At 39.9% G+C, this 23,249-nt stretch carries 22 protein-coding genes; 18 read left to right on the plus strand and 4 right to left on the minus strand.

Going from position 1 to position 23,249, the window contains the following annotated elements; all coding sequences use genetic code 11:
* Positions 1-7: 7 nt before the first annotated feature.
* The 4 genes from atpG to SGI74_07345 are packed head-to-tail and all read left to right on the plus strand — an operon-like array spanning position 8 to position 3,534.
* Entirely contained in the window at positions 8-913 is a 906-nt protein-coding gene (gene atpG / locus SGI74_07330) for an ATP synthase F1 subunit gamma (protein MDZ4677309.1), read from the plus strand.
* 45 nt (positions 914-958) lie between these two features.
* Positions 959-2,365, plus strand: coding sequence for a F0F1 ATP synthase subunit beta (gene atpD, locus SGI74_07335; protein ID MDZ4677310.1), 1,407 nt, complete (start codon positions 959-961; stop codon positions 2,363-2,365).
* The gene (locus SGI74_07340) at positions 2,365-2,805 is read left to right on the plus strand and encodes a F0F1 ATP synthase subunit epsilon (protein MDZ4677311.1); all 441 of its coding nucleotides are present in this window, start codon (positions 2,365-2,367) and stop codon (positions 2,803-2,805) included. Before atpD ends, SGI74_07340 begins: the two co-directional genes overlap by 1 nt.
* A gap of 18 nt (positions 2,806-2,823) precedes the next feature.
* Positions 2,824-3,534 (plus strand): hypothetical protein, encoded by a 711-nt coding sequence (locus tag SGI74_07345; protein MDZ4677312.1) that lies wholly within the window; start codon positions 2,824-2,826, stop codon positions 3,532-3,534.
* Between the two features lie 19 nt (positions 3,535-3,553).
* Here SGI74_07345 and SGI74_07350 read toward each other — a convergent pair whose 3' ends face one another.
* Positions 3,554-4,096 (minus strand): hypothetical protein, encoded by a 543-nt coding sequence (locus tag SGI74_07350; protein ID MDZ4677313.1) that lies wholly within the window; start codon positions 4,094-4,096, stop codon positions 3,554-3,556.
* Positions 4,097-4,195: 99 nt separating this feature from the next.
* On the opposite strand from SGI74_07350, the gene SGI74_07355 reads away from it, so the two are divergent.
* Positions 4,196-5,095 (plus strand): hypothetical protein, encoded by a 900-nt coding sequence (locus SGI74_07355; GenBank protein MDZ4677314.1) that lies wholly within the window; start codon positions 4,196-4,198, stop codon positions 5,093-5,095.
* Here the strand turns inward: SGI74_07355 and SGI74_07360 are convergent.
* The 3 genes from SGI74_07360 to SGI74_07370 are packed head-to-tail and all read right to left on the minus strand — an operon-like array spanning position 5,079 to position 9,702.
* Positions 5,079-5,264: a hypothetical protein gene (locus SGI74_07360; GenBank protein ID MDZ4677315.1), complete on the minus strand. Its 186-nt coding sequence runs from the start codon at positions 5,262-5,264 to the stop codon at positions 5,079-5,081. The two genes, SGI74_07355 and SGI74_07360, sit on opposite strands and share 17 nt — an antisense overlap.
* Positions 5,265-5,279: 15 nt before the next feature.
* Positions 5,280-8,795 carry a transcription-repair coupling factor gene (mfd, locus tag SGI74_07365; protein ID MDZ4677316.1) on the minus strand — a complete coding sequence of 1,172 codons (3,516 nt, stop codon included), beginning with the start codon at positions 8,793-8,795 and terminating at the stop codon, positions 5,280-5,282.
* Positions 8,782-9,702: an NAD(P)H-dependent glycerol-3-phosphate dehydrogenase gene (locus SGI74_07370; protein MDZ4677317.1), complete on the minus strand. Its 921-nt coding sequence runs from the start codon at positions 9,700-9,702 to the stop codon at positions 8,782-8,784. The genes mfd and SGI74_07370 overlap by 14 nt, the downstream gene beginning before the upstream one ends.
* 413 nt (positions 9,703-10,115) lie before the next feature.
* Here SGI74_07370 and SGI74_07375 point away from each other — a divergent pair, with 413 nt between their 5' ends.
* From SGI74_07375 to SGI74_07435, 13 genes are read left to right on the plus strand one after another with little or no spacing between them, the layout of a single operon-like run.
* Positions 10,116-11,030 carry a hypothetical protein gene (locus tag SGI74_07375; protein ID MDZ4677318.1) on the plus strand — a complete coding sequence of 305 codons (915 nt, stop codon included), beginning with the start codon at positions 10,116-10,118 and terminating at the stop codon, positions 11,028-11,030.
* Positions 11,027-11,425: a hypothetical protein gene (locus SGI74_07380; GenBank protein MDZ4677319.1), complete on the plus strand. Its 399-nt coding sequence runs from the start codon at positions 11,027-11,029 to the stop codon at positions 11,423-11,425. The genes SGI74_07375 and SGI74_07380 overlap by 4 nt, the downstream gene beginning before the upstream one ends.
* On the plus strand, positions 11,422-11,700 hold the full coding sequence (locus tag SGI74_07385; protein MDZ4677320.1) for a hypothetical protein: 279 nt from the start codon (positions 11,422-11,424) through the stop codon (positions 11,698-11,700). Before SGI74_07380 ends, SGI74_07385 begins: the two co-directional genes overlap by 4 nt.
* The gene (locus SGI74_07390) at positions 11,693-12,976 is read left to right on the plus strand and encodes a hypothetical protein (GenBank protein ID MDZ4677321.1); all 1,284 of its coding nucleotides are present in this window, start codon (positions 11,693-11,695) and stop codon (positions 12,974-12,976) included. The genes SGI74_07385 and SGI74_07390 overlap by 8 nt, the downstream gene beginning before the upstream one ends.
* The gene (locus SGI74_07395; protein ID MDZ4677322.1) at positions 12,973-14,100 is read left to right on the plus strand and encodes a hypothetical protein; all 1,128 of its coding nucleotides are present in this window, start codon (positions 12,973-12,975) and stop codon (positions 14,098-14,100) included. Before SGI74_07390 ends, SGI74_07395 begins: the two co-directional genes overlap by 4 nt.
* Positions 14,097-15,545, plus strand: a complete 1,449-nt coding sequence (locus SGI74_07400) for a hypothetical protein (protein ID MDZ4677323.1) — start codon at positions 14,097-14,099, stop codon at positions 15,543-15,545. Before SGI74_07395 ends, SGI74_07400 begins: the two co-directional genes overlap by 4 nt.
* A 12-nt stretch (positions 15,546-15,557) precedes the next feature.
* Entirely contained in the window at positions 15,558-15,926 is a 369-nt protein-coding gene (locus SGI74_07405) for an NADH-quinone oxidoreductase subunit A (protein ID MDZ4677324.1), read from the plus strand.
* 3 nt (positions 15,927-15,929) lie between these two features.
* On the plus strand, positions 15,930-17,084 hold the full coding sequence (nuoH, locus tag SGI74_07410; protein MDZ4677325.1) for an NADH-quinone oxidoreductase subunit NuoH: 1,155 nt from the start codon (positions 15,930-15,932) through the stop codon (positions 17,082-17,084).
* A gap of 9 nt (positions 17,085-17,093) precedes the next feature.
* Entirely contained in the window at positions 17,094-17,813 is a 720-nt protein-coding gene (locus SGI74_07415; protein ID MDZ4677326.1) for an NADH-quinone oxidoreductase subunit J, read from the plus strand.
* On the plus strand, positions 17,803-18,132 hold the full coding sequence (gene nuoK / locus SGI74_07420; GenBank protein MDZ4677327.1) for an NADH-quinone oxidoreductase subunit NuoK: 330 nt from the start codon (positions 17,803-17,805) through the stop codon (positions 18,130-18,132). The genes SGI74_07415 and nuoK overlap by 11 nt, the downstream gene beginning before the upstream one ends.
* A gap of 2 nt (positions 18,133-18,134) precedes the next feature.
* Positions 18,135-20,054: an NADH-quinone oxidoreductase subunit L gene (gene nuoL / locus SGI74_07425; GenBank protein ID MDZ4677328.1), complete on the plus strand. Its 1,920-nt coding sequence runs from the start codon at positions 18,135-18,137 to the stop codon at positions 20,052-20,054.
* 3 nt (positions 20,055-20,057) lie between these two features.
* The gene (locus SGI74_07430) at positions 20,058-21,698 is read left to right on the plus strand and encodes an NADH-quinone oxidoreductase subunit M (GenBank protein ID MDZ4677329.1); all 1,641 of its coding nucleotides are present in this window, start codon (positions 20,058-20,060) and stop codon (positions 21,696-21,698) included.
* Positions 21,699-23,174: an NADH-quinone oxidoreductase subunit N gene (locus SGI74_07435; GenBank protein ID MDZ4677330.1), complete on the plus strand. Its 1,476-nt coding sequence runs from the start codon at positions 21,699-21,701 to the stop codon at positions 23,172-23,174.
* Positions 23,175-23,249 lie beyond the last annotated feature (75 nt).

Raw genomic sequence — 23,249 nt, forward strand, 5'->3', positions numbered from 1 at the left:
CTAATCCGTGCCAAACATGAAGGATATCCGTAAAAAGATATCGAGCACAAAAAACACGCAGCAAATTACAAAGGCCATGAAAATGGTTTCTGCTGCAAAGCTTCGACGAGCGCAAAATGCGATCGTGAATGCTCGTCCTTATGCATATAAGTTGCACTCAGTTATTTCGCGACTTGCATCGAGTGGAAGTTTTGGACACCCATTAATGGCGCAAGTTGAAAATCCGAAAAAACTTTTACTAGTTGTTTTAACCTCAGATCGTGGACTTTGCGGCGCATTTAACAGTGGTATTATCAAGTTCACAGAGCGTTATCACAGAGCTAATAAATCAAAATATGAAATAATTAATTTCATATTTGTAGGCCGTCGTGGACATGATTATTTTAGGAAGCGAGATATTCAAGCGGTTGATACAATTACAAATCTTGTGAGCCAAATTAAATTTGATTTAGCATCAGATCTTGCAGATCGTTTGATGAATGAATTCACAGCCGGTGGTTACGACGAAGTAAAAGTGGTTTACAATGAATTTAAATCTGCAATTAGTCAAAAAGTCATTGCTGAGACACTACTGCCTATTCAGCCTTTAAAAGCGGAAGAGACTATAAACGCAAATTCTGAAGATATAATTGAGAGTGAAGATGCTGTTTTAGCGGCTAATTATATTTTTGAACCATCACCTGAAAAAATTCTAACTCAACTTTTACCAAAGCATTTCGCTATTCAAATTTACAGAGCAATGCTTGAGAGTATTGCAAGCGAACATGGTTCACGAATGTCAGCTATGGATGGGGCGACTCGCAATGCGGGTCAAATGATTAAAAAACTGACACTCAGTTATAATAAATTAAGACAAGCAGCTATTACTAAAGAATTGATGGAAATTGTCAGCGGCGCTGAAGCCCTGAAATAATGGTGCGGGGTTAGTTAGCCCCTACCCAGCTAAGGAGATTTTTAAATGGTCGAGGGACGAGTAAAACAAGTTTTGGGTCCCATTGTGGACGTTGAGTTTGAAAGCGGACAATTGCCTGCGATCTTTAATGCTTTAAAACTCACTAATCCGGGCATTGATAATCGCCCTGACAATCTCGTTTTAGAAGTTGCGCAACATCTTGGCGAAAACACCGTGCGCACAATTTCTATGGATTCAACTGAGGGTTTGGTTCGCGGTACAAAAGTAAAAGATACCGGAAATCAAATCATGATGCCTGTTGGTCGTGAAACATTGGGTCGAATTTTAAACGTTATCGGCGAACCTGTTGATGAAGCAGGCCCCATTAATGCAAAAAAACATAATCCTATTCATCGAGAAGCACCCACATTTGAAGAGCAATCCACAGAAGTTCAAATGCTTATGACCGGTATCAAAGTTGTTGATCTTTTAGCGCCGTATAGTCGCGGTGGTAAAATTGGTCTGTTTGGTGGCGCGGGTGTGGGCAAAACAGTTTTGATTCAAGAGCTCATTCGTAACATCGCAACTGAGCATGGTGGTTTCTCTGTATTCGCAGGAGTCGGAGAGCGAACCAGAGAAGGTAATGATTTATGGATGGAGATGAAAGAATCAGGCGTTTTAGCTAAAACCTCACTTGTATTTGGTCAGATGAACGAACCGCCTGGAGCGCGTGCTCGAGTTGCTTTGAGTGCATTAACTGTTGCTGAATATTTTCGCGACGAAGAACGTCAAGACGTACTCCTTTTCGTAGATAATATCTTTCGATTTACTCAAGCCGGTTCTGAGGTTTCTGCACTTTTGGGTCGTATTCCATCAGCTGTAGGTTATCAGCCCACATTGGCTACTGAAATGGGTGAACTTCAAGAGCGTATTACAACAACAAACAAAGGTTCTATTACTTCTGTTCAAGCGGTTTACGTTCCTGCGGATGACTACACTGACCCCGCACCCGCAACAACATTTGCCCATTTAGATGCGACCACTAACTTAAGTCGTCAAATTGCAGAGTTAGGAATTTACCCTGCGGTTGATCCTTTGGCTTCTACATCAAGAATTTTAACTCCAGATGTTGTGGGTGAAGAACATTACCGCGTAGCTCGCGAAGTTCAAAAAACACTTCAAACATACAAAGACCTTCAAGATATTATTGCGATTTTGGGTATGGATGAATTGAGTGAAGAACAAAGATTGATTGTTAATCGCGCCCGTAAGATTCAGCGCTTTTTAAGTCAACCGTTCTTTGTTGCTGAGCAATTTACCGGTATCCCGGGGCGTTACATCGATATTAAAGACACAATCAGAAGTTTTGCTGAAATTCTTGAAGGTAAACATGATCATTTGCCGGAGCAGGCGTTTTACTTGGTCGGCACCATTGAAGATGTTCAAGAAAAAGCAAAGAAGTTGGGATACTAATGCTGCAATTGTCTTTGGTGACACCCTCTAAGAAATTGTTAACAGATGTCGAAGTGGAGTCTGTGTTCGTGCCCGCTCATCGAGGCGAACTTAATATTTTAGAAGGACACGCTCCACTCATGTCTACTCTTGAAACAGGAATTCTTCGTTATAAGTTACCAAATGAAAATAAATTTAACTTAGTGGCAATTAGTTGGGGATATCTTGAAGTATCTAAAGACAGAATTGCGGTTTTAGCTGAAACGGCGGAGACAGTAGAAGAGATTGATGTTGAGCGTGCGCGAGCGGCACTATCAAAAGCAGAAAAAGCGCTTACAAGTACGGATCTTGAGCAAGGTGATTTTAAAAAACAACAACTTAAACTTCAAAGAGCCATCATTCGTACACAACTTACGGGTGGAGATGACATGACTGCGGCTGCTGAGAAAAAAGGTCACTAAACCATTACTCTTCTTTGTTTGGACATACAAAAACTTCCCACTCAGCAAGAGATCCACTACTCACTGAGTCTAAAAGTTGGAAAAGCAAACGCGTTATTCACATTACAAAAATCTGGACGACAACTTGAGCTTTCATCAGACATAAAAGCAACAGCTTTAGGGTTTTCACTGTTTCAATTCGCTCAAAAAGCAATTTGGACAGAAAATACTTTTGCTCCTCAGAGTTACGAAGAAGCCGATATTAAAAAGAAAAGAAAAAAGATTTGGCGTTGCGAAGATAAAAACTCAGTATTTTCTGCTTTTGAAAATGGGCAACAAACAAAACAAAACTCTTTTGAGTTAACCCCAATGAGCTCTGAATATGAAAATCAGCGATACAGCTTTCTAGACCCGTTAAGCCTTATTTGCGCGCTTCAATGTTCTGAACTTAAAATAGAATCAAAGTTTGTAATACAGGTAATGGCAAAAAATGCATTGGTTTTTTTAGAGCTTAGTTTTTCACAAGAAAAAATCTCATTAGTAAAAGCTCTCCACCGAGAACCTTCCACGCAGCTTCGTTTAAAAATAAAACTATTAAGCGGCGAAGTTGGGCCGAGCTTTTCAGTAATCAACGAAGGGCTAATTCAAGTGTGGGTTGATCAACCCACAGGTATAATCTCAGAGTTTGGTGGGCAATATGGAAGTTACTCACTTGGAACCGGATATTTAGAAAAATATATTAGTAGTTAAACTGTATAAGTAATTAAAATTATTTTGGTTCCATACGGACTTTGATTTTACCATCAACTTGAACAATTTTTATGCTCAGCTCTTTTCCGCCAGATTTTTCTTGGGCTGTTTTGTATGCAGCAGAAAGTTTTTCTTTAAATTCATGAAGATGTTCTTTGGTGGCCTGGTGTCCAAGCCCCTTAAGTACCGCTGCATAAGATTCAATGGCTATATCTGCTTCGTCAATATTTTTTGATGTCACTGTGCCCCCTGCGGTGCCGTAGTTTTCTAGGTTTTTTTCAATTTTCTTCCAAACTGTAAGTATTGTTTGAAGTGATTGTTTAAGGTTTTCAAGCCCAAACTTTGTACCAGCATTATGGATTTCAAAAGTTTTTGATTTTTCAATAAAAGCCAATAGGGTTTTTTGATCAGCCTGAATGTGTCTAATTGTTTGCGCGCGCTCTTTTGGTGGCAGTGTTTTGAAATTATTTGAAAATATTGTCAGAGTTTTTTTTAAAACCGCCGCAAAGGTTTTCATTTTACCAATATCGCGATCAATTTCGTTATCTGATACAACGGCCATAGTTTTCCCGACAAAGGTCAGAGGCACATAAGTCGAACTTCACTCTCAATTGTACATCATAACTTCCATGGAGCGGCGTCCAGATGTTACACTTTTATAATGAGCAGCAAAGGTCTGAGTTTAATATTTTTAGTGCAAGTCATTATATTTTTCTCTCCGATGCTTTTTGCACAAGAAAAAGTAGAAGAAAATACATCTGAAGAAGAAATTGCTGCTGAGCAAGATATCACAGAACAAGAAACCGCCGAAGAGCAAACTAGCAATGAAGAAGTTTCAGAGGCCCCTCAAGAAAAAATTAAAATAACAGAAGCTGTTCCTGAGAGTGACGTTATTGTTGATGAAAACCCGACGAACAATAAAAAATATTCTAAACATTGTAATTGCACATATACAGCCGACACTCCCTACCCACTTAGACGTACTCGTTGGGGTGGATATTTTGGCGTACAATCCGGGCTTTATACACCGGCTAATTACCTTCCAGATTTTAAACCGGGCCAAACGTTTTCTGCTTATTATGGAGATGAAAAAACACCACTCGGTGAAATTACGTTTGGCTTAAAACTTAATTTTTTTCTTGGAAGTCTTTCTACAAATTTCACAGGTGGTTACTTTTCGGCTAAAAACTCAAGAGATAATTCAGCTCTAGTTTTGTATCCCCTTACTGGTGGATTACTTTTAGCTTTGGATAATATTTTTGATGAACCCTATGTTGTTCCCTATGGTTTATTTGGAGCGTATACAGTTTTTTATAATGAAAAAGTTGGTGGTTTATCAGTAAGCGGAAATTCAGCAATGGGAATGTTTTATGCCGCCGGCTTAATGTTTCAATTAGATTGGATCGATCAAGACAGTGATTACCATGGCTATGATGATTACGGTTTGGAGAATACATTTCTCTTTGTTGAAGCAAGAAGCTTTCTTACCTCGTCAAATTCGAGAGATCCTGATCTCTCAACGCCAATCCAAATTGGTGGCGGACTTAAAGTTGAATTTTAAAAAGCGATAAACAAATATCTGTAGTAGGCTCGTCTCCGGCATCATCACTATCGGGATCTCTTGTTGTATCTGCGAGGCTAATTTGAGAAATTACAAGTAGTGACGTAAAAACCGAAGCTAAAACCACTAAGCGGTATTTGTTTATCAACCTTCGCACCAACGTACCCATACTAATATTATACCGTTAAAACAGAATTTTTTTAAGCCCCTTTAACTCTTCTAAAATAGGCGGCCAACCTACTGAATTCATGCGGATTATTAGCTTCTGATCGGGAGTAATTTGATATTTTTTAGAATCGTTTATAGCAAGCTTTATAACCGCTTCTGGCTTCACTTTGGTGGCATTGGTAAATACAAGGGAGAGGTTTTTAGGTCCACTAGAAATGTCTCTTACGCCAAGGTCTTTACAGAATTTGCGTATAAGCATAACACCAAAAAGATTAGTTACCTGCTCAGGCATTTGACCGAAGCGATCTACAAGCTCTAATTCGATTCGATCTAAATCACCTTCATCTGTGATTTCGCTAAGGGCCTTGTAATACGCAAGTCTAATGCGAATATCTTCAATATATGAATCAGGAAATAACGCGGGAATTCGAAGGTTAATTTCTGGTTCTATTTCTTCTTCTTGAGATTCACCCTTGGCCTCTGAAAGCGCTTGTTCTAAGAGCTCCATATAAAGTTCATAGCCCACAGCTGCAATGTGGCCAGATTGATCATCGCCTAAAATATTGCCACTGCCTCTGAGTTCTAAATCATGATGAGCGATGTGAAAGCCACTTCCAAGATCGGTGTATTCTTGAATAATTTTTAATCTTTCAAGTGCGGTTTTATCTACCACGCCTTGAGGCGGAATAAGTAGGTAAGCATAGGCGCGTTCTTTACTTCGCCCCACGCGCCCTCTGAGTTGATAAAGTTGAGAAAGACCAAAGGTATCTGCGCGGTCTATAATGATGGTATTAGCGGTTGGAATATCGAGACCCGATTCAATAATGGTTGTGCAAATTAGTACGTCAAATTCATGGTTGTAAAAATCAAGCATCGTGCGCTCAAGTTCATCATCTGGCATTTGTCCGTGAGCAACGCGCATTTTTACATCTGGAGCAATTTGTCTGATTTGATCAGCAAAACCATAAATAGATTGAACGCGATTATGAATGAAAAAAACCTGGCCACCACGTTTTACTTCTCCAGTGATTGCTTTTCGAATTGTTTCGTCATCAAAGCGACTAATAAACGTTCGTATACTCATGCGATCTTCTGGAGGTGTGTTAATGATTGAAAGATCTCTTATTCCCATGAGTCCCATATTGAGTGTGCGAGGTATTGGTGTGGCACTCAAAGTAAGTACGTCTACTTGAGAGCGCATGCGTTTGATTTTTTCTTTATGGGTGACGCCAAATTTTTGTTCTTCATCAACAACGAGAAGCCCAAGATCTTTAAAAGAAATGTCTTTTGATAAAAGTCTGTGGGTACCGATGAGTATGTCGAGCTTTCCCTCTTGAAGGTTGAGTAGGTCTTTTTTCACCTGTGCCGGTGTTGAGAATCGACTGATCATTCCTACGGATACTGCTACGTCTTGAAATCTTTTTTTGAAATTTTGGAAATGTTGAAAAGCTAAAATAGTTGTTGGCACAAGGACAGCGACTTGTTTTTTATCTTGCACAGCCTTATATGCCGCTCTGATGGCGACCTCAGTTTTTCCAAATCCAACATCTCCACACACGAGGCGATCCATGGGGCTGTTTTTTTGCATGTCATCAAGTACGTCTTCGATAGCCTTTGCTTGATCAGGAGTTTCATCAAAAGGAAATGTCGCTTCAAATTCTCTAAAGTCATCATCTGGCTGTGAAAAAGAATAACCTGGAGTAGACGCGCGTCTCGAGTAGAGGGCCAAGAGATCACTAGCAAGATCTTTAAGCGAGCTTCTAACTTTGATTTTAGCTTTTTGCCAAGAAGTTGAACCCAGCCTGTCAATAATTGCGGAGCCACCGACGCCTGAAAATTTTTGAATTTGAGCGATGCGATAGACGGGTAGATAGAGTTTGTCGTTATCTTTGTATTTAAGTTGAATGAATTCGTTTTCAACTCCTTGAACGGCGATTTTTTTAAGCCCCTCGTAAACACCAACCCCATGAAGTGTGTGGGCGATTAAATCCCCAGGATTTAGATCTCCAAAACTTAAAGATCTTGTTCTTTGATCAAGAGTTCCTTTAGATTTTTTTTGTTCACGATGAACCCGTGATCCAAAAATATCTTCTTCTCGTAAAAAAATTAGTTTCTCATCAACAAAGCGGGCGCTACTTGTAAGAGGGCGTGAAATAATATGAATTAGATTTTGTTGGGCACTTTGCATTTTACGCCAAGTGCTCCATTGAATTTCTTGATCTTCAATGATTTCTGCAGCAGCCCCATGACTTTCAAAAAGATATTTAATTCGTTGAGCTTGGGTTTGAGTTCCTGTCCAGAGAAAGCAGTGGTAACCATCGTTTTTCCAGCTAAGAATTTTATCTACAGCGGGTTGAATGAAATCTTTTTTTGATTCCCGTGCGGCCCTAACAACGGTTGAGAGTTCTGAAACATCAAATACCTTACAAGAAATAACTTCTGTTTCAGCAGAGGTTTGATCTTCGAGATGTACTTGATTAATTTTTATTGAGATGTTTTGTGTGAGAGTTGTAAAGCTCTCAAGTGAAACGTAAAGATCAGTTGGGTCAGGAGCTGCGTTTTGGCTTTTGATTTGTTCGCGAAATTTATCGCGATACTGTTCAAAGAGACCATCGGCTGATCTGGTGATTTCCATCGCATCTAACCAAAAAACTTGAGGCGTCGGTTTAAACACCTCTAAAGGACTTTGCGCATTTTCATAAAAACTAGAAACCCAGTAATCAATGCCGTGGGGGAAAATACCCTGATCTAGTGGCAATGTGAGAGATTCACGAATATCTTTTTTAACACCGTGTTCATCACAGAGAATTTTGATATTTTTCTTGGCACGCTCAATGGAGTCTTTTGACAAAATGATCTCGCGAGCGGGTGTTACGACAGCAGTTGGGGCTTCTTCTTCAGAGCGTTGTGATTGAATATCAAAAAATCTTATACTCTCAATTTGATCTCCAAAAAGCTCAAGACGAATTGGATGTGCATGTGCAGGGCTAAATATATCAAGAATATCACCGCGCCTTGAAAAAGTTCCACCATCTTCTACTAGTGGTGTGGCTTCATATCCACATTCACCAAGTTGCCTACACAACGTATCAAGATCTATTTCTTCACCTTTTTTAAGGACGACTTCATATTTAGAAAATATTTCGATAGGTACTGTTTTTTGAAGAAGCGCTTCAATGCCTGAAATAAAAACTTCATTTGCTTTTGCTTTTTGAGCGCGCCATAAAAAATGAGTGCGCGATTGTATACAAGTGTTACTTGGGTAAAGCCCTGAGTATGGAGATTCATCAAAGGGTTCAAGTAAAATGGGTTTTTGATTTGGAAATAGCGCTGAAAGATCATGTGCCAAGGCCAGGGCGATCTTGTGGTTCGGGCAAATAATAAGTCTTGATTTTTGAGGCTTATGATCTTGACCTAAAAGCCAGGCCAAAAAAGTTGGTTGTGTGCAACCAACCATACTGATCTGAGATTTGTGAGAGTCCAAAGCTCTATTGAGAGATGATAAGATGGGGCTTAGCTCAGTCGAACTCATGGCGCAATTCTCTATTCATTAAACCCATGAGCGCATCTTTTGGAGCAAGATGTTTATTTACGATGGCGTTGATGGTTTCTAATATGGGCGCTCTGATTTTTTTCTTTTGGCAAAGTTTATGAGCTACTTCTGTTGTCCACAAACCCTCAACGGTACCTAATGCAGATAAAAGATCTTTAGAAGTAAGGTCTTTTGCTAAACCCAAACCGTAACGAAAATTACGGCTTTGTGGACTCGAACATGTCAAAACGAGATCGCCAACACCTGCGAGTCCAAAAAATGTCAGATGTTTTCCACCAAGTGATTTGCCAATGCGGCTCATTTCTGCAAGTGATCGGGTAATTAATGCGGCCTTTGCATTGCTTTGAAGTCCCAGTCCGGAAGCCAGGCCAGTCGCAATTGCGTAAATATTTTTAAAGGCTCCGCTTATTTCAACGCCCAAAGGATCATTACTTTTATAGAGTCGCAATTGAGGTGTTGAAAGCTTTAATGCAAGCTTGTCGGTTATAGATTTTTGTTTTCCGGCCAAGACTAGCGCTGTTGGTTGGCCCTTTAAAAGTTCAGAGGCAAAGGATGGGCCGGATAAAGCAAAAAGTGGCGGGTGAGATTTTCCAAGGTTTTTATGCAAATACTGAGTGGCTGTAGAATTGTCTTCGCGCACCAAACCCTTTGCTGTTGAGACTATGGCGTTTACAGACTTGAGAGATGCACCGCGTTGCTCTAAGAGTGTGGGTAACATTTGTGTGGGTACACATATGATAACGATTTTTTGGATTTTAGAAGACGACGATAGGGTGGGCCAAGGGTCGTTTTCGCGAACTCGAAATACACGGGTGCCTTTGTGATTTTCATAAATTTGAGCAAGAGCAGATCCGAACTGCCCAATACCAATGATAACAATCTCCACGCTGACTCCTTGACAAGTACATGACAAGATTGAGTTAATCTATGAGTTCAGAGTAAGTTTACGCAATTCAAATATTGAGGCCGCATGGTTTATATTTTCGGGTACATTCTAGCATGCTTCGTTACCGTCGTCGGTCTCTGTTATGCGCTTGCGAGTCTTTATAGTAAATCTCAATTACAGCCAAAGTTGCGAATTAAAAAAAAGCCGCCTTCACTCAGTTCACGGGTCATCATTTCATTTTCAGTTATATTGCCTTTTTCAGCGTTGTCTTTTGTCTTTATGAACTTCACCGCGATGAAAATGGCTCAGAGCTTGGCTCGTGAGGGTCATATAGAATTTGTTTTAGCCTCACTTATTATTCCTTCAGTATGTTTTTTATTGGGGTATTTGTACTTTAAGCGTGTGGTGCGCCTATGAATCCAGAGTCATTTGTTCAAGGGTTTTTGGGCTTTTTTAAAGTTACAAGCTTGCTGCTTATTATTTTAGAAATAAGTTTATTGATCGAAGAGTTTTTTAAAAACCGCATTGAATTTCGCAAAGGTTTCACAGGAACTAAATCTAGCATTGCAAAAACACTTCAGCGTCACGCCCTTAAGGTGTTGCGTATGGAGGGAGATCTTAAGGCTCATTTCGGTACAGCGCTGGGTTGCACTTTTATTTTTTTAACTGCTGGTTTGTTGCCTGTTTGGTCAAATGAAATTGTATTGCATGCTCCCCATTCACTTTGGGTTTTTTTAGGCATGAGTATGATTGGCCCCACGTTAGCGCTGATTTTTCAATGGACTCAAAAGAGTGGCTCTGGTTGGCCTTTTGTTCTTAGTCATGCAGAGCGATCAATTGGCAGTGCAACAGTATTATTTATTCTAGGAATAGCACTTGTAGCAATGACAGGTTCTGACTCATTTTCTGAAATTCAAAAGTCACAAGAAGCAGGTGGAGGGCTTGTTTTTCAATATCCATTAAGCATTATTCTTATGTTTGCACTGGTTGTAATTAATTTATTTCTTTCATTTCAAACGATGTTTTCAAAATCAGACACAGAAGTAAAACACCATGGGTGGACACTCGACGATCTTATTCCCCACCTGAGGCGTACGATCTGGAGCCTTTTTATTGTTGATACTTTTTTAGGTGGTGCCCATGGAGTTATGGGAAATGGATTATTAATTCTAAAATGCGTTATTCTAAATGTGAGTTCTGAAGTTTTGTCGTGTTTATTTGTGAGGCTTCGCGAAGATCAGGCTGAATCATTTATTTTGTGGAAACTCACGCCTATTTCAATATTAATTTTAACCCTCTCACTTTTCTTGCCGAGTGGGTGTACATGAAAAAATCAACATATATTCTAGGTTGTATACTCATGGTTATCGACGTGGTGATCAATGTCATCATTATGGTTTATGAATCGACAATTTTGGGAATGTTTTCACTTATAGCGGGGATATTGGTTTTTTCTTGTGGAATGATTTGGCTCATTCATCGCGATGATGAGGAGTTGCATATAAAAAATCTATTTCTTATTTTTCCTATGGGTTTACTTTGTTTTGCGTTTGTAAAAATGCTTGAACAGGGGGGTCTTACCTTTCAATCGAATCCAGAGAGCCTTCAAGAGGTTGGAAGTATCTTTATGGCGCAGTATCAGGCGGGTTTGTGGTTGTCGGCCGCCATTTCGCTTATGGTTTTTGTAATGGCGGGAGCCCTCATGGTGCGGAGGCGGGGATGATTTTATTCATCGTAATTGTGATGATGGTTGCTTTGGGAGTTATATATTGCGTGCGCCATTTTTTCGTACAATTGATAGCCTTAAAGCTTTTTATAGACTCACTTGTTTTTGTACTTATGAGTTTAAAAAAACCGGAGCAATATAATTTCAACTCGCAAGCGGCCGCATGGTTTATTGCAGCATTTGGTTGCATGATGATTTTTGTATTAATGGCCGCGGGAACAAAACGGTTTTCACATTCAGAGAATCTAGATCTAGAGAGTGACAGTGAGTGAGTTAGGAATTTTATTCAGTTTTATACCATTATCTGGTCTAGCCTTCTTCCGCGGAGAAAAGCCTCAAGCGGCATTGCTTTGGTGTGCTGTTATTGTTGCGGTTATTGCAAATGCACTTTTGCTTTACCCCCATCTTCAAGAGCCTCAATGGTGGCTACCCTATACTACTTTTTTAGCTGTAGTGCTTTTTGACGGGGCAATTAAAAAAAAATTGAAACCACTTCATATTATCGCCGCCTTGTTTGTTGGCCAAGCGCTTTTAACAAAAGATATTGCATCGATCATAATTTTATTAATATTTTCTGATGCCCTTTTTAGTGCTGAGAGAATTTCTAATTTAGAACTCGAGAGTTTTTTAATATCTTTAACATCACTACTTCCCACAACTATAGGGGTGCTCTTAGGCCTTACGGACAGTGAACTAATTTATTGTGTGGCCGCTAGTATAGTTTTACGTCTCTCTTCGTGGCCGTTTTTGAATTTAGCCGTTTATTTAGAAGATAATCGCGACCGATTTCTCACGTGTATGAGTTTAATTTCTATTTTTGTATTATGGCGCACCCAAAGTATACAAGACTCGGATTTATGGGCAGTAATTTGGATGGCAATGGCCTGCATTTTAAGTATTGGCGCAAGGCCTGTTGAGCTTTTGGGTTTTTTAAGTTTGGGCTTATTTTCTATTTCGCCTGTTTGGGGAATATTGGGCACAAGTTTTTGGGCATTGAGTTTGTATCAAGGGAAAAACATTTATCTTTTAGCAATATTAATGGCGGCAAGTGGAGCTTTTGTTGCCGGTGATCTTCCAAAAACATTAATACCTGAGGTTGCAATTGCATTGGCAGCACTTTTTGGAATTCTATTTGCGCGAACATTTGTTAATCTTAAAGAAGTTAAAACTAACTGGGTTATCGAGGTGGTGGGGGTATTCATCGCGTTGACCGTTGGTGTAAGTGAGTTTTTACTACATCCAGAATTAGAAGTTTCATTAGACACCGCAAGTGCAGTTTTATCGGGAAGTTTTGTTGTTTTTTATGTAATTGGCAAAATATTACAAAAAACAAAACCCAGATTATTTAAGCCAATGAAAAGCATGGGTCGTCTTGCGCTTCCACGGTTTAAGCGTGTAAGTGCGCGCCAATCAGAAGTAATCGAGCAAGCTATGTCTGGTAAGGTTACTGTTATATCCGCTCGCTTTTTTAATGCACTCGACAGTGAGGCTTCCATAATAGTTTTGCTGGGTATCTTGGGGTTGCTTTTATTTGGGAGATTGCCATGAGAATTAAATTCCCAATTGTCTTAATAGGGATGTTGATTTTATTTTCAGCATCAATAGCTTTAGGAGAAGTCTCAAGAGTACCCTGGTTGGTTGTCTGTGGATTAAGTTTTATTGGAATATTTATTTTTGATACCGAAAACGCAATTACAAAAAATATCGCAAACAGCACCCTTTTTCTCACGGTTTTTGGCTTAGTTTTAAAATCTATATTAGAACCATCTGTTGAATATTTCTGGAGAGATGTGGCTGGAGCTGTATTTTTAATTGCACTTGGTTTTGAGCAAAACTCAGAATCTTGGGATGGCCACATTCTGTTGCGCTCGATGCTTACGCCGGCTGTATTGTTTTTTATCTTGGTGATGGGGCAAAGCTTGCCCGCTTTGCCTGCCGAAGCCACACTGATTTGTTCATTGGCGGGAATTTTTTTACTTGCACTCTTAGAGCTTTTTTCAATGCTACGTAAGCAAGGTGATGTGCAAACAACAGCCTTTATGTCTGCCACGCGCTCAGCCACTAGTAGCATTGTTAGTCTTTTTTATTGCGCAACATTTTTACCAAACCTTATTCATGAAGCTCCTTTTATCAACATTCAACTCTTGGTGCCGGTGATGGGGGTTTGTCTCGCAATGTTGGGATTTTTTCTTCGTAAGTCGAGAGAGAGATACATTTTGTTTTGCAGTGGATGGTCATTATTTATTTTATGGACTGCGCTGAGCTTTGAACAAAATCGCATTTTTGCAGGAATTGGTGGAGCGGTGGCTGGAGCCTGGTCGACAGTTATTGTAAGTCGAGCGCCAATTAGAGGAAATGATCTTCGATATATATTCTTGAAAATATCTGGTTGGGGAATTCCAGGGTCGATTTTATTTACATTCATACTCTTGGGCCTTCTACCCTCCACAAATATGAATTTGCGTATCGGAAGTGTTATTTGGTTACTTGGTTTTTTCATTTATTGGTCAGGCCTTGTTGGCAATGCAGATAGTGATCGCAGCACCCCCGAGCAAAGTTGGGGATGGAGGCAAAGTATTGCGCTTGCGTTAACTATTGCAAGCACAGCTTTACTTTCAGAGCCTGGAATGCTTGCTCGCGCAATGTCTGTCTGGTGGGGTGGTGGTAAATGAATTTTTATGAGTTGTTTATTCCCCACGCGACACTTCTGTTGGGTGTTTTTATTATTAGTGCTTTAGAAATTTGGGGAGAAGAAGATCGCCTCAGTCATCAATGGATAGTTCATACCTTTGTACTCTTGCTAGCAACAATTCAACAGGTTTTGCTTTATCGAGTTCCCTCTACAGTTTTTGGGCGTGGGGGTTTGGTTCTTGATGGCGTAAGCCAAACACTTAGTATTTCAATTTTGCTTTTAGGTATTGTAGTTCAGCTCTGGAGAAGGGGTGAGTACACACAGCTCACGCCCCAGGCCAATCTTCTCACGCTCGGAGCCACGCTCTTTGCACTTTTTAGTGTACAATCGAATCGTATATTTTTTGGTATACTGGCGATTATCGGACTTCTATGGGCTATACAAGGGGCATTAGCGGCCGAAGGCCACAGAAAAAATCAGCCCGCGTTAGTACACTCAGCTCTCGTGCGATCGTTAATCATTTTTCTTGTTGGCGGATTACTGAGTCTATTATGTTTTTCTGTATTCACCGAAACGCGTATTGATGAAATGCAAAGAGTAATTGCGAGACCAAACTTAAGTGTTTCTGGGCTCATGTCTATTCAAATACTCACATTATTTTTAGGGGCCCTTGTCATGGGGATTCCGCCTTTTCAAGGATTGTTGGGGTATTCTCGACGACAAACCTCGTGGCCTTTGGCAGTTGGTGCAACCACACTTTTAGCAATAGTGGGTTTAAATATTTTTCTTCGCTGGGTTATTTTGATTTTTTCGCGACCAAATATTGGAGCCCTTGAACTCGAAGCGCTGGGTACAATTAATGTTTTCTTAGATGTGCGTATTGTTTCTGTTGTCGGACTTGTATTGGTGCCACTTTTAGCGCTTTTCAACAATGATCTTAAAAGTAGTTTTCTTGTTTTTATATTAAATCCATTTGTTCATGCTCTATTTGCTTTTTCATTTGGCCAAAGAGAAACCTTTGGATTTGCTATGAGCCAAATATTAGTTTCAGTTTTTGTTATGGGTCTTTTAATCTCCGCCATTGAATCTTTACAATTGCCACCACAGTTTTCTTGGAAAGAGTGGCGAGGCATGGGCCGAAAAGATCTTATAAGTTCGCTCCTTGTAATAATGAGCCTCGTTGCGGCTGCGGGCTTGTCGCCCTTTTATGGGAGTATACTTTTATACAAAACGCTATGCATCAATTCTTGGTTTGGACTTTTTTTACTTCTAAATGTGGCTTTAAGTGGTTACTACGTGATGCGTCTTACAGCTTTGGCATTTCAAAAAGGCGCGACAAGTGCGACGCGCGTACGTGAACTTACAAAAAATCAACGACTATGGGGATTAGGCCAACTTGCCCTTCTGATTTTCATGGGAATCTTTTGGGAATCTTTGTATAAATATGGAGCATTTTCAATTCGCAATTTCTTTGGTGATATTTAAAGGACGTCAGTGATGATTCAACAACTTGCGCCGGTTCTTGTGCTCATCGTTGTGGTTGTGGGTTTTGTAGTAGTGAGTTTGAGCCTAACCTTCTTGGCTGGGCCAAAAAGAAAACCTACTGCACAAAAACAAATGCCATATGAATGTGGAATTCCTGGCATTGATAATCAAACTACAAAATTCTCGGTTAAATTTTATTTAACAGCGATACTTTTTATTCTATTTGATATCGAGGTTATCTTTCTTTATCCGTGGGCGTTGATATACACAGATTTTTTAAACTACGGTCCATTCATTTTCGTCGAAATGATGGTTTTCATGGCGATTCTTACATTTGGCTTTATTTATGTGTGGAAGGCCAATGCCTTAGATTGGGATTAATCAGTGGGATCAGGACTACTTGAATTCATTATCAATACATTAAAGATTGCCCTTATTTTCGTAGGTATTGTGAGCACTGTTCCACTCCTTGTTTGGGTAGAAAGACGCGGATCTGCATTTATGCAAAATCGTCTTGGGCCCAACCGCGTTGGCCCTCTAGGGCTTTTACAATTGGCCGCAGATGCGGTGAAATTTATTTTCAAAGAAGAGTTTATTCCTCAAAAAGCTGAAAAAGTTCTCTATTTTATGGCTCCGGGGCTTGCGCTCTTGCCTGCGGCATTAACCTTTGTAGCTGTTCCACTTTCAACTCCAGTAACGGTCATGGGTCATACGATCAATATGCAAATGGCCGACATCAATGTGGGCATTATTTATATATTTGCCGTAGCATCACTTGGAGTTTATGGAATTTTAGCTGCCGGTTGGTCTTCAGGAAATAAATACTCATTACTTGGTGCGCTGAGAGCTTCATCACAAATGATCAGCTATGAACTTGCGATGGGTTTGAGCATTGTTGGAATACTCATGATCTTTCGAACGTTCAGTCTTAATGAAATGATCACAGCACAAACGGGGCATTTGAGTTTTATCTGGCAAGGAAGCACCACAACAGTTTCTTGGCTTCCTAATTGGGGAATCTTCTTTCAACCCGTAGCTTTTGTTTTATTTATCACATCTGGATTTGCAGAAACAAATAGATTGCCCTTTGATTTACCAGAGGGCGAAGCAGAACTCGTCGCGGGTTACCATACTGAGTATGGTGGTTTTAAATTTAATATGTTTTTCATGGGCGAATATGGCCACATGATCACATCGTCGGCGTTGATAACCACTTTGTTTTTTGGTGGTTATGCAATTCCGTTTATGTCACCTGATGAAGTTTTAAAATTTTGGATGGGGCATGCTCAAGGTATGGCGGGGTTGATTTCTTTATCTGCCGCTGATATCGCCAGCATTTTAACCACACTTACACATCTAGTTTCATTTTTATTAAAAACTGGTTTTTGGCTTTTTGTTTATATTTGGGTGCGTTGGACGCTCCCTCGATTTCGTTATGATCAACTTATGGATTTAGGATGGAAGACGCTGCTTCCATGGGCGCTGGCCAATCTCGTTATAACAACGGTGTTCATGTTTTTTGCGCGAGTAAAGATGTAAAGGAAACTTATGCTAGGAATTACACCAGAAGACATGTTGTTTCATACATTCGCTGGCATCGCCACGATCGGTGCGATTCTTGTCGTCTTAGTACGAAATCCAATTTATTCAGCTTTGTTTTTAGCGCTCACAATGTGTGTTCTTGGCGCCATATTTTTTACACTAGAAGCATATTTTGTCTCAGTGGCTCAAATCACAGTTTATGCGGGCGCCGTAATGGTACTCTTTGTTATGGTGCTGATGCTTTTTGATTTAAAGCACGAGCATGAAGATATTTTTAGAATCACACCTTTGAATTTATCAAAGATTTTAGCGGTAGCCGTGATGTGCGGATTCTTAGTCGGCACAGGTTGGCTTGCTGTAAGTGCTGTGAATGGAAATCCAGGTGCTCATGTAGCACCTCAAACAGTAGCGCAAGATCTTGAGAAAAAAGAGTTGCCAAATGAGCTTCCCGCTAAACAAACACACATCAATCCAGACGAAGATTTTACCAATGCCGAAGACGCCGCACTTATTGATGAAGCTAAAAAAGAAGAAGTCGTGTTACCGGATCCTAACGTTGTGGCAAGTACATCTGATGCTGAATTTGGATCAACCGTAAGCTTAAGCCGTAGACTGTTTTCAAAGTACGTATTTGCGTTTGAGGCTGTGAGCCTTTTACTTTTAGTTGCAATTGTTGGCGCTGTCGCTCTTGCAAAGTCAAAAGGAGGGACTCATCATGGCGGTTGATTTTAATTCCATTATACATGTCGGTTTAAATCACTATTTGATATTAAGTGCTGTTTTATTTTCTATCGGTGTCTTGGGTGTATTAATGAGGCGAAACGCCATCGTCATTCTTATGAGTATTGAACTTATGCTCAACGCTGTGAATTTAGTTTTTGTGGCGTTTTCAAAATACAATCAAAACATCGACGGTCAGATAATGGTATTTTTTGTAATGACTATTGCTGCTGCAGAGGCGGCCGTGGGTTTAGCAATCGCAGTTGCAATTTATAAACGATTTAAAGAAGTGAACATCTCGCGTTTTGAGAATTTGAAGGGATAACAATGAGTACAAGCCTTCTAATATCAGTTTTATTGTTATCACCATTAGTCGGTTTTTTGATTAACGGTTTATTCGTAAAACAAAATAATAAAAATTATAAACTTGCAGGTTTTATTGCAACGCTGGCAAGCACAGTTTCTTTTGTATGTGCAGCCTTGCTTTACTGCCAACTATTAAAACTTGAGCCCCAAGCTCGTAAAATTCACGAAGTGTTTTTCAATTGGATCAATGTTGCAGATTTTAAAGCCAACATGGGTTTCATGGTTGATCCGATTAATGCCATAATGATTATGATTATTACTGGCGTTGGTTCACTTATTCATCTTTACAGCGTGGGCTACATGAGCCACGACGCAAAACCCGCAAAATTTTTCGCATACCTCAATCTATTTTTATTCAACATGCTCATTCTCGTTTTGGGCGACAACCTACTTGTTATGTTTGTGGGCTGGGAGGGTGTTGGTCTTTGTTCTTACTTACTCATTGGTTTTTGGTTTCAAGATCCAGAAAAAGCCGCAGCCGGTATGAAGGCGTTTATAACAAATAGAATTGGCGATGCCGGGTTTCTTTTAGGGTTATTTTTAATTTTCACAACATTTGGTACGATTGATTTTCAAGAGCTCGCCAAAATTACTTATCAAACTGATATGGGTTGGGGCGCGCTAACTTTAGCAACTTTGTTTTTATTTGTTGGTGCCACAGGAAAATCAGCACAAATACCTCTGTACGTATGGCTTCCAGATGCGATGGCAGGTCCTACTCCCGTTTCAGCACTTATCCATGCTGCGACTATGGTGACAGCAGGTATTTATATGATCGTACGCTTAAACTTTATGTTTGTAGCAGCGCCAAACACAATGATGATCATTGCATGTGTGGGTGCGGCAACGGCATTGTTTGCTGCGACAATTGGTTTATTTCAATACGACATTAAAAAAATATTAGCTTACTCCACTGTAAGCCAATTGGGTTTTATGTTTTTAGCAGTTGGTGTGGGTGCTTTTGGCGCTGGTCTTTTTCATCTCATGACCCATGCTTTTTTTAAAGCACTCATGTTTCTTGGTGCTGGTTCAGTAATTCATGGCATGCATGAAGAACAAGATGTGAGAAAAATGGGTGGTTTAGCTAAAAAAATGCCCATTACTTACATTACTTTTCTCGTTGGCTGGCTTGCAATTATAGGAACCCCCTTATTTTCTGGCTTCTTTTCAAAAGATGAAATTCTTTGGAAGGCGTATTCTTCGCCGCTCGGTTCAAAAGCACTCTGGGTTGTTGGTGTACTAGCGGCTATGTGTACAGCGTTTTACATGACAAGACTTATGGCGCTTACATTTTGGGGCAAGAGTCGCGTGAATGCTTCAGTACATGTACATGAGTCACCACTGGTGATGACCATACCGTTAATAATTTTAGCTATTCTCTCACTTGTTGGTGGTTGGGTTGGAATACCCGCAGTTATTGGCGAACATTTTCATATTCCAAATATATTAGAACATTGGTTACACCCAGTGATTGCTGAGGTCTCAGGTCACGGCTCACATCTTGAGGAGTGGCTGACCATGGGGGCCTCCGTTTGTTTGGCGGCACTTTCTGCTGGAACAGCTTATTACTTGTACGTAAAGCGTCCTGAGTTAACGGCAGTGAAGCCAAACTTAAAAGCAGTTCATAATATTATTCATAATAAATATTTTGTTGATGAGGCCTACTTCGCAACAATCATTAAACCACTTGTACAATTAAGTCGCGGTCTTTGGGCTTTTGTTGACGTAAAAATTGTCGATCGTACAACTTATCTAATAACTGATTTTGTTAAAGGCACAGGTAACGGCCTTCGTTTAATGACAAATGGTAACGTGCAACAATATGCGCTCTATATTATTTTTGGAATCGTAGTTTCCCTAGCTTTTGTATTCATGAGGTAAGAGATGTTACTTACAGTAATTACATTTTTCCCATTAGTTATAGGCGCGCTCTTATTTTTCATTCCAAATGATAAAATGGCAAGAGTCGTAGCCTTGGTGGCCACATTAATTGAATTTGTATTAAGCCTTTTAATTTTTAACCACTTTGACGCTTCATCGGCACAAATGCAGCTTGTAGAAAAGCAAAGTTGGATACCGGCATTTGGAATAAATTATTTTTTAGGAATAGACGGTATCAGCCTTTGGCTTGTGATTTTAACGACGATTTTAACTCCTATTACAATTTTGGGAAGCTGGACTTCCATTGATCAAAAAGTAAAAGGTTTTCTTGCATGTATGTTGATTTTAGAAACAGCCATGATTGGAACATTTTTATCTTTAGACGCAGTTTTATTTTATTCCTTTTGGGAGCTCATGCTTATCCCAATGTATTTACTTGTTGGAGTATGGGGCGGGGAAAGACGCATATACGCCTCGGTAAAGTTCTTCATTTATACAATGTTGGGCTCTGTGTTTATGCTCGTGGCAATCATTGCATTGATGTATTACGCAAAAGAACAAACGGGTGTAATCTCAGCAAGTTTTCTTGATTTTTATAAGCTTAAACTTCCCTTTAACGCCGAAACATTTTTTAATCCACAAACACTCATGTTTTTTGCTTTTGCTTTGGCATTTACGATTAAAGCTCCGATGTTTCCGTTTCATACTTGGTTGCCCGACGCCCACGTTCAAGCGCCCACAGCGGGTTCAGTAATTTTAGCTGGTGTGCTTTTGAAAATGGGCACTTACGGTTTTCTAAGATTTGCTATTCCACTTTTTCCAGATGCTTCAGCTCAATATGCTTGGCTCTTTATAGCCCTTGCAGTTTTTGGAATTATCTATGGTGCATTGGTGGCAATGGTACAGCCTGATATGAAAAAACTTGTGGCATACAGCTCCGTAAGTCATTTGGGATACGTTGTGCTTGGACTTTTTGCTTTTAATACCGAGGGTGTTACCGGTGGTCTTTATCAAATGCTCAATCACGGTGTAAGTACTGGTGGTCTTTTTCTTTTAGTTGGAATGATTTATGAGCGAACACATTCTAGAGAAATTTCAAAATACGGGGGGCTAGCAAAAGCACTTCCTATTTTTTCAATCATCTTTTTTATTATTACACTTTCAAGCATTGCCGTTCCGGGTACAAACGGTTTTATAGGAGAGTTTTTAATTCTACTGGGCGCATTTAAGGAAAATAAACTGGCCGCAGCCTTAGCTCTTACGGGTGTTGTTTGGGGCGCAGTTTACATGTTGTGGCTTTATAAAAGAATTTTCTTTGGCCCAGCGGGTGAGCTTGTGCCTGAGGTGGTCGACGATCATGGCCACGGCCACGGCCACGGTCACGGGGGCGAATCTCATGCACAGGCAGATCATAAAAAACATCCACTATTTGATTTAAATGTGCGCGAAATCGCGGTCATGTTGCCGCTCTTGGTACTTGTTTTTTGGATGGGTTTATTTCCAAATCACTTTTTAGATAAATCAAAAGCCTCAATTGAGTTTTTTGTTAATAATAGAACTCAATATCACTTAACTGTGTACGATGAAAAACCCTCACAAGAAAAAGTTGTCGCCGATAGTGCAACAACTTCGAAGGAATTTTAAATGGATCAGTTTTCATTACCAACATTAGCCGAGGCGATTTTTCTATTACCCATGACTGTGCTAACAATCTTTGCATGTATTCCGATCACGATTAAAGTGTTTAGCAAAAATCAAGAGCCCGCTAATTTACTCACCTTAGGATTTTCGGTTGTAGGAATTCTTTTGGCGGCAGTCTTAACAATTTATCAAGGTAAAGCTCCACCTCAAACTGTCTTCTCTGGCGCCCTTATTTTTGATCGTATGGCTATTTACGTAAACCTTGGGGTACTTGCCATCACACTGTTCACACTTTTTTTATCAATCAATAACGTCAATACCAAAGGAAATAGTTTTGCAGAGCACACCTTTTTAATTCTGCTAAGTGCTGTTGGAATGCTAACGCTGACGAGCTCTGGTGATTTGATGGTAGCTTTTATTGGGCTAGAGATTATGTCCATCGCACTTTACGTTTTAATTGCACTAGGGCATGAACAGCTTTTTTCAAAAGAAGCGGCTTTTAAATATTTTATATTAGGAAGTTTTGCCTCAGCGATTTTTCTTTACGGTGTAGCATTTATTTTTGGCACCACAGGCTCTACACAACTTGGCCCGTTAGCAGCACAGGCATTGATCTTATCGTCGACAAATCGACTTTTTTTAACAGGCCTTGTACTTTTAATTGTAGGGATCGGTTTTAAAGTAAGTCTTTTTCCGTTTCACGCTTGGACGCCTGATGTTTATCAGGGGGCCCCCACTTCTATTTCTGCTTTTATGGCAACAGGCGTAAAGCTTGTAATGTTTACGATTTTTTTACGCCTTGCTGTATTACATGTTTTTGAGGCCGACGAGAAACTACTTTTAATTCTTCAGGTAATAGCTGTGGCAACGATGACTATCGGAAATATTACAGCCATTGTTCAAGAAAACATTAAACGCCTGATTGCATACTCAAGTATCGCCCACGCAGGATATATTTTATTGGGGATAATAGTAGCAGCAAAAAGTAATAGTCCAGATGCCGGAGGCGCTACATTGTTTTATCTTCTCGCATACAGCGTGATGAATATCGGGGCCTTTGCAATTGTTAGTATTTTTGAAAAAGAAGAGCGCGGAAATCTCAATGTAACAGATTACGCAGGGCTTGGATTTCGTTATCCACTTTTAGGAATTAGTCTCACAGTGTTTATGCTTTCACTTGCAGGTATTCCACCAACGGCTGGGTTTATTGGTAAGTTCTATATTTTTGCAGCGGCAGTTAAAGAGGGATACATCTGGCTTGCAGTATTTGGGGTGATCAATAGTTTGTTGTCGGTTTATTATTACTTACGTATTCTTGTTTATCTCTACATGAAACCAGAAATTTACGATGTAAGACCTCAGCCAGCGAATTTATCGCGGTTTGTGGTTGCCGCTTCGGTGATTCTAACTTTGGTTATGGGAATTGCTTCGACGCCGTTTTATCGTCCAGCGTTAAAGAGTGTGCTCGCCCTTTTCTAAGCGGCAAAAAGAATCAGTTGATCAATTTGACCCATCTAAAATAATTTTAAACTTTAATCTGAGTCAAATTGACAA

The organism is Oligoflexia bacterium (assembly GCA_034439615.1).
In the GTDB taxonomy this organism is placed as follows: Bacteria; Bdellovibrionota; Bdellovibrionia; order JABDDW01; family JABDDW01; genus JAWXAT01.

Excerpts from the sequence above, each read along its gene's own strand:
- atpD (MDZ4677310.1), top strand. The coding sequence starts at position 959 with ATGGTCGAGGGACGAGTAAAACAAGTTTTGGGTCCCATTGTGGACGTT.
- SGI74_07340 (MDZ4677311.1), top strand. The coding sequence starts at position 2,365 with ATGCTGCAATTGTCTTTGGTGACACCCTCTAAGAAATTGTTAACAGAT.
- SGI74_07350 (MDZ4677313.1), bottom strand. The coding sequence starts at position 4,096 with ATGGCCGTTGTATCAGATAACGAAATTGATCGCGATATTGGTAAAATG.
- SGI74_07355 (MDZ4677314.1), top strand. The coding sequence starts at position 4,196 with ATGAGCAGCAAAGGTCTGAGTTTAATATTTTTAGTGCAAGTCATTATA.
- SGI74_07360 (MDZ4677315.1), bottom strand. The coding sequence starts at position 5,264 with ATGGGTACGTTGGTGCGAAGGTTGATAAACAAATACCGCTTAGTGGTT.
- mfd (MDZ4677316.1), bottom strand. The coding sequence starts at position 8,795 with ATGAGTTCGACTGAGCTAAGCCCCATCTTATCATCTCTCAATAGAGCT.
- SGI74_07375 (MDZ4677318.1), top strand. The coding sequence starts at position 10,116 with ATGAATCCAGAGTCATTTGTTCAAGGGTTTTTGGGCTTTTTTAAAGTT.
- SGI74_07380 (MDZ4677319.1), top strand. The coding sequence starts at position 11,027 with ATGAAAAAATCAACATATATTCTAGGTTGTATACTCATGGTTATCGAC.
- SGI74_07385 (MDZ4677320.1), top strand. The coding sequence starts at position 11,422 with ATGATTTTATTCATCGTAATTGTGATGATGGTTGCTTTGGGAGTTATA.
- SGI74_07395 (MDZ4677322.1), top strand. The coding sequence starts at position 12,973 with ATGAGAATTAAATTCCCAATTGTCTTAATAGGGATGTTGATTTTATTT.
- SGI74_07400 (MDZ4677323.1), top strand. The coding sequence starts at position 14,097 with ATGAATTTTTATGAGTTGTTTATTCCCCACGCGACACTTCTGTTGGGT.
- SGI74_07405 (MDZ4677324.1), top strand. The coding sequence starts at position 15,558 with ATGATTCAACAACTTGCGCCGGTTCTTGTGCTCATCGTTGTGGTTGTG.
- SGI74_07415 (MDZ4677326.1), top strand. The coding sequence starts at position 17,094 with ATGCTAGGAATTACACCAGAAGACATGTTGTTTCATACATTCGCTGGC.
- nuoK (MDZ4677327.1), top strand. The coding sequence starts at position 17,803 with ATGGCGGTTGATTTTAATTCCATTATACATGTCGGTTTAAATCACTAT.
- nuoL (MDZ4677328.1), top strand. The coding sequence starts at position 18,135 with ATGAGTACAAGCCTTCTAATATCAGTTTTATTGTTATCACCATTAGTC.
- SGI74_07430 (MDZ4677329.1), top strand. The coding sequence starts at position 20,058 with ATGTTACTTACAGTAATTACATTTTTCCCATTAGTTATAGGCGCGCTC.
- SGI74_07435 (MDZ4677330.1), top strand. The coding sequence starts at position 21,699 with ATGGATCAGTTTTCATTACCAACATTAGCCGAGGCGATTTTTCTATTA.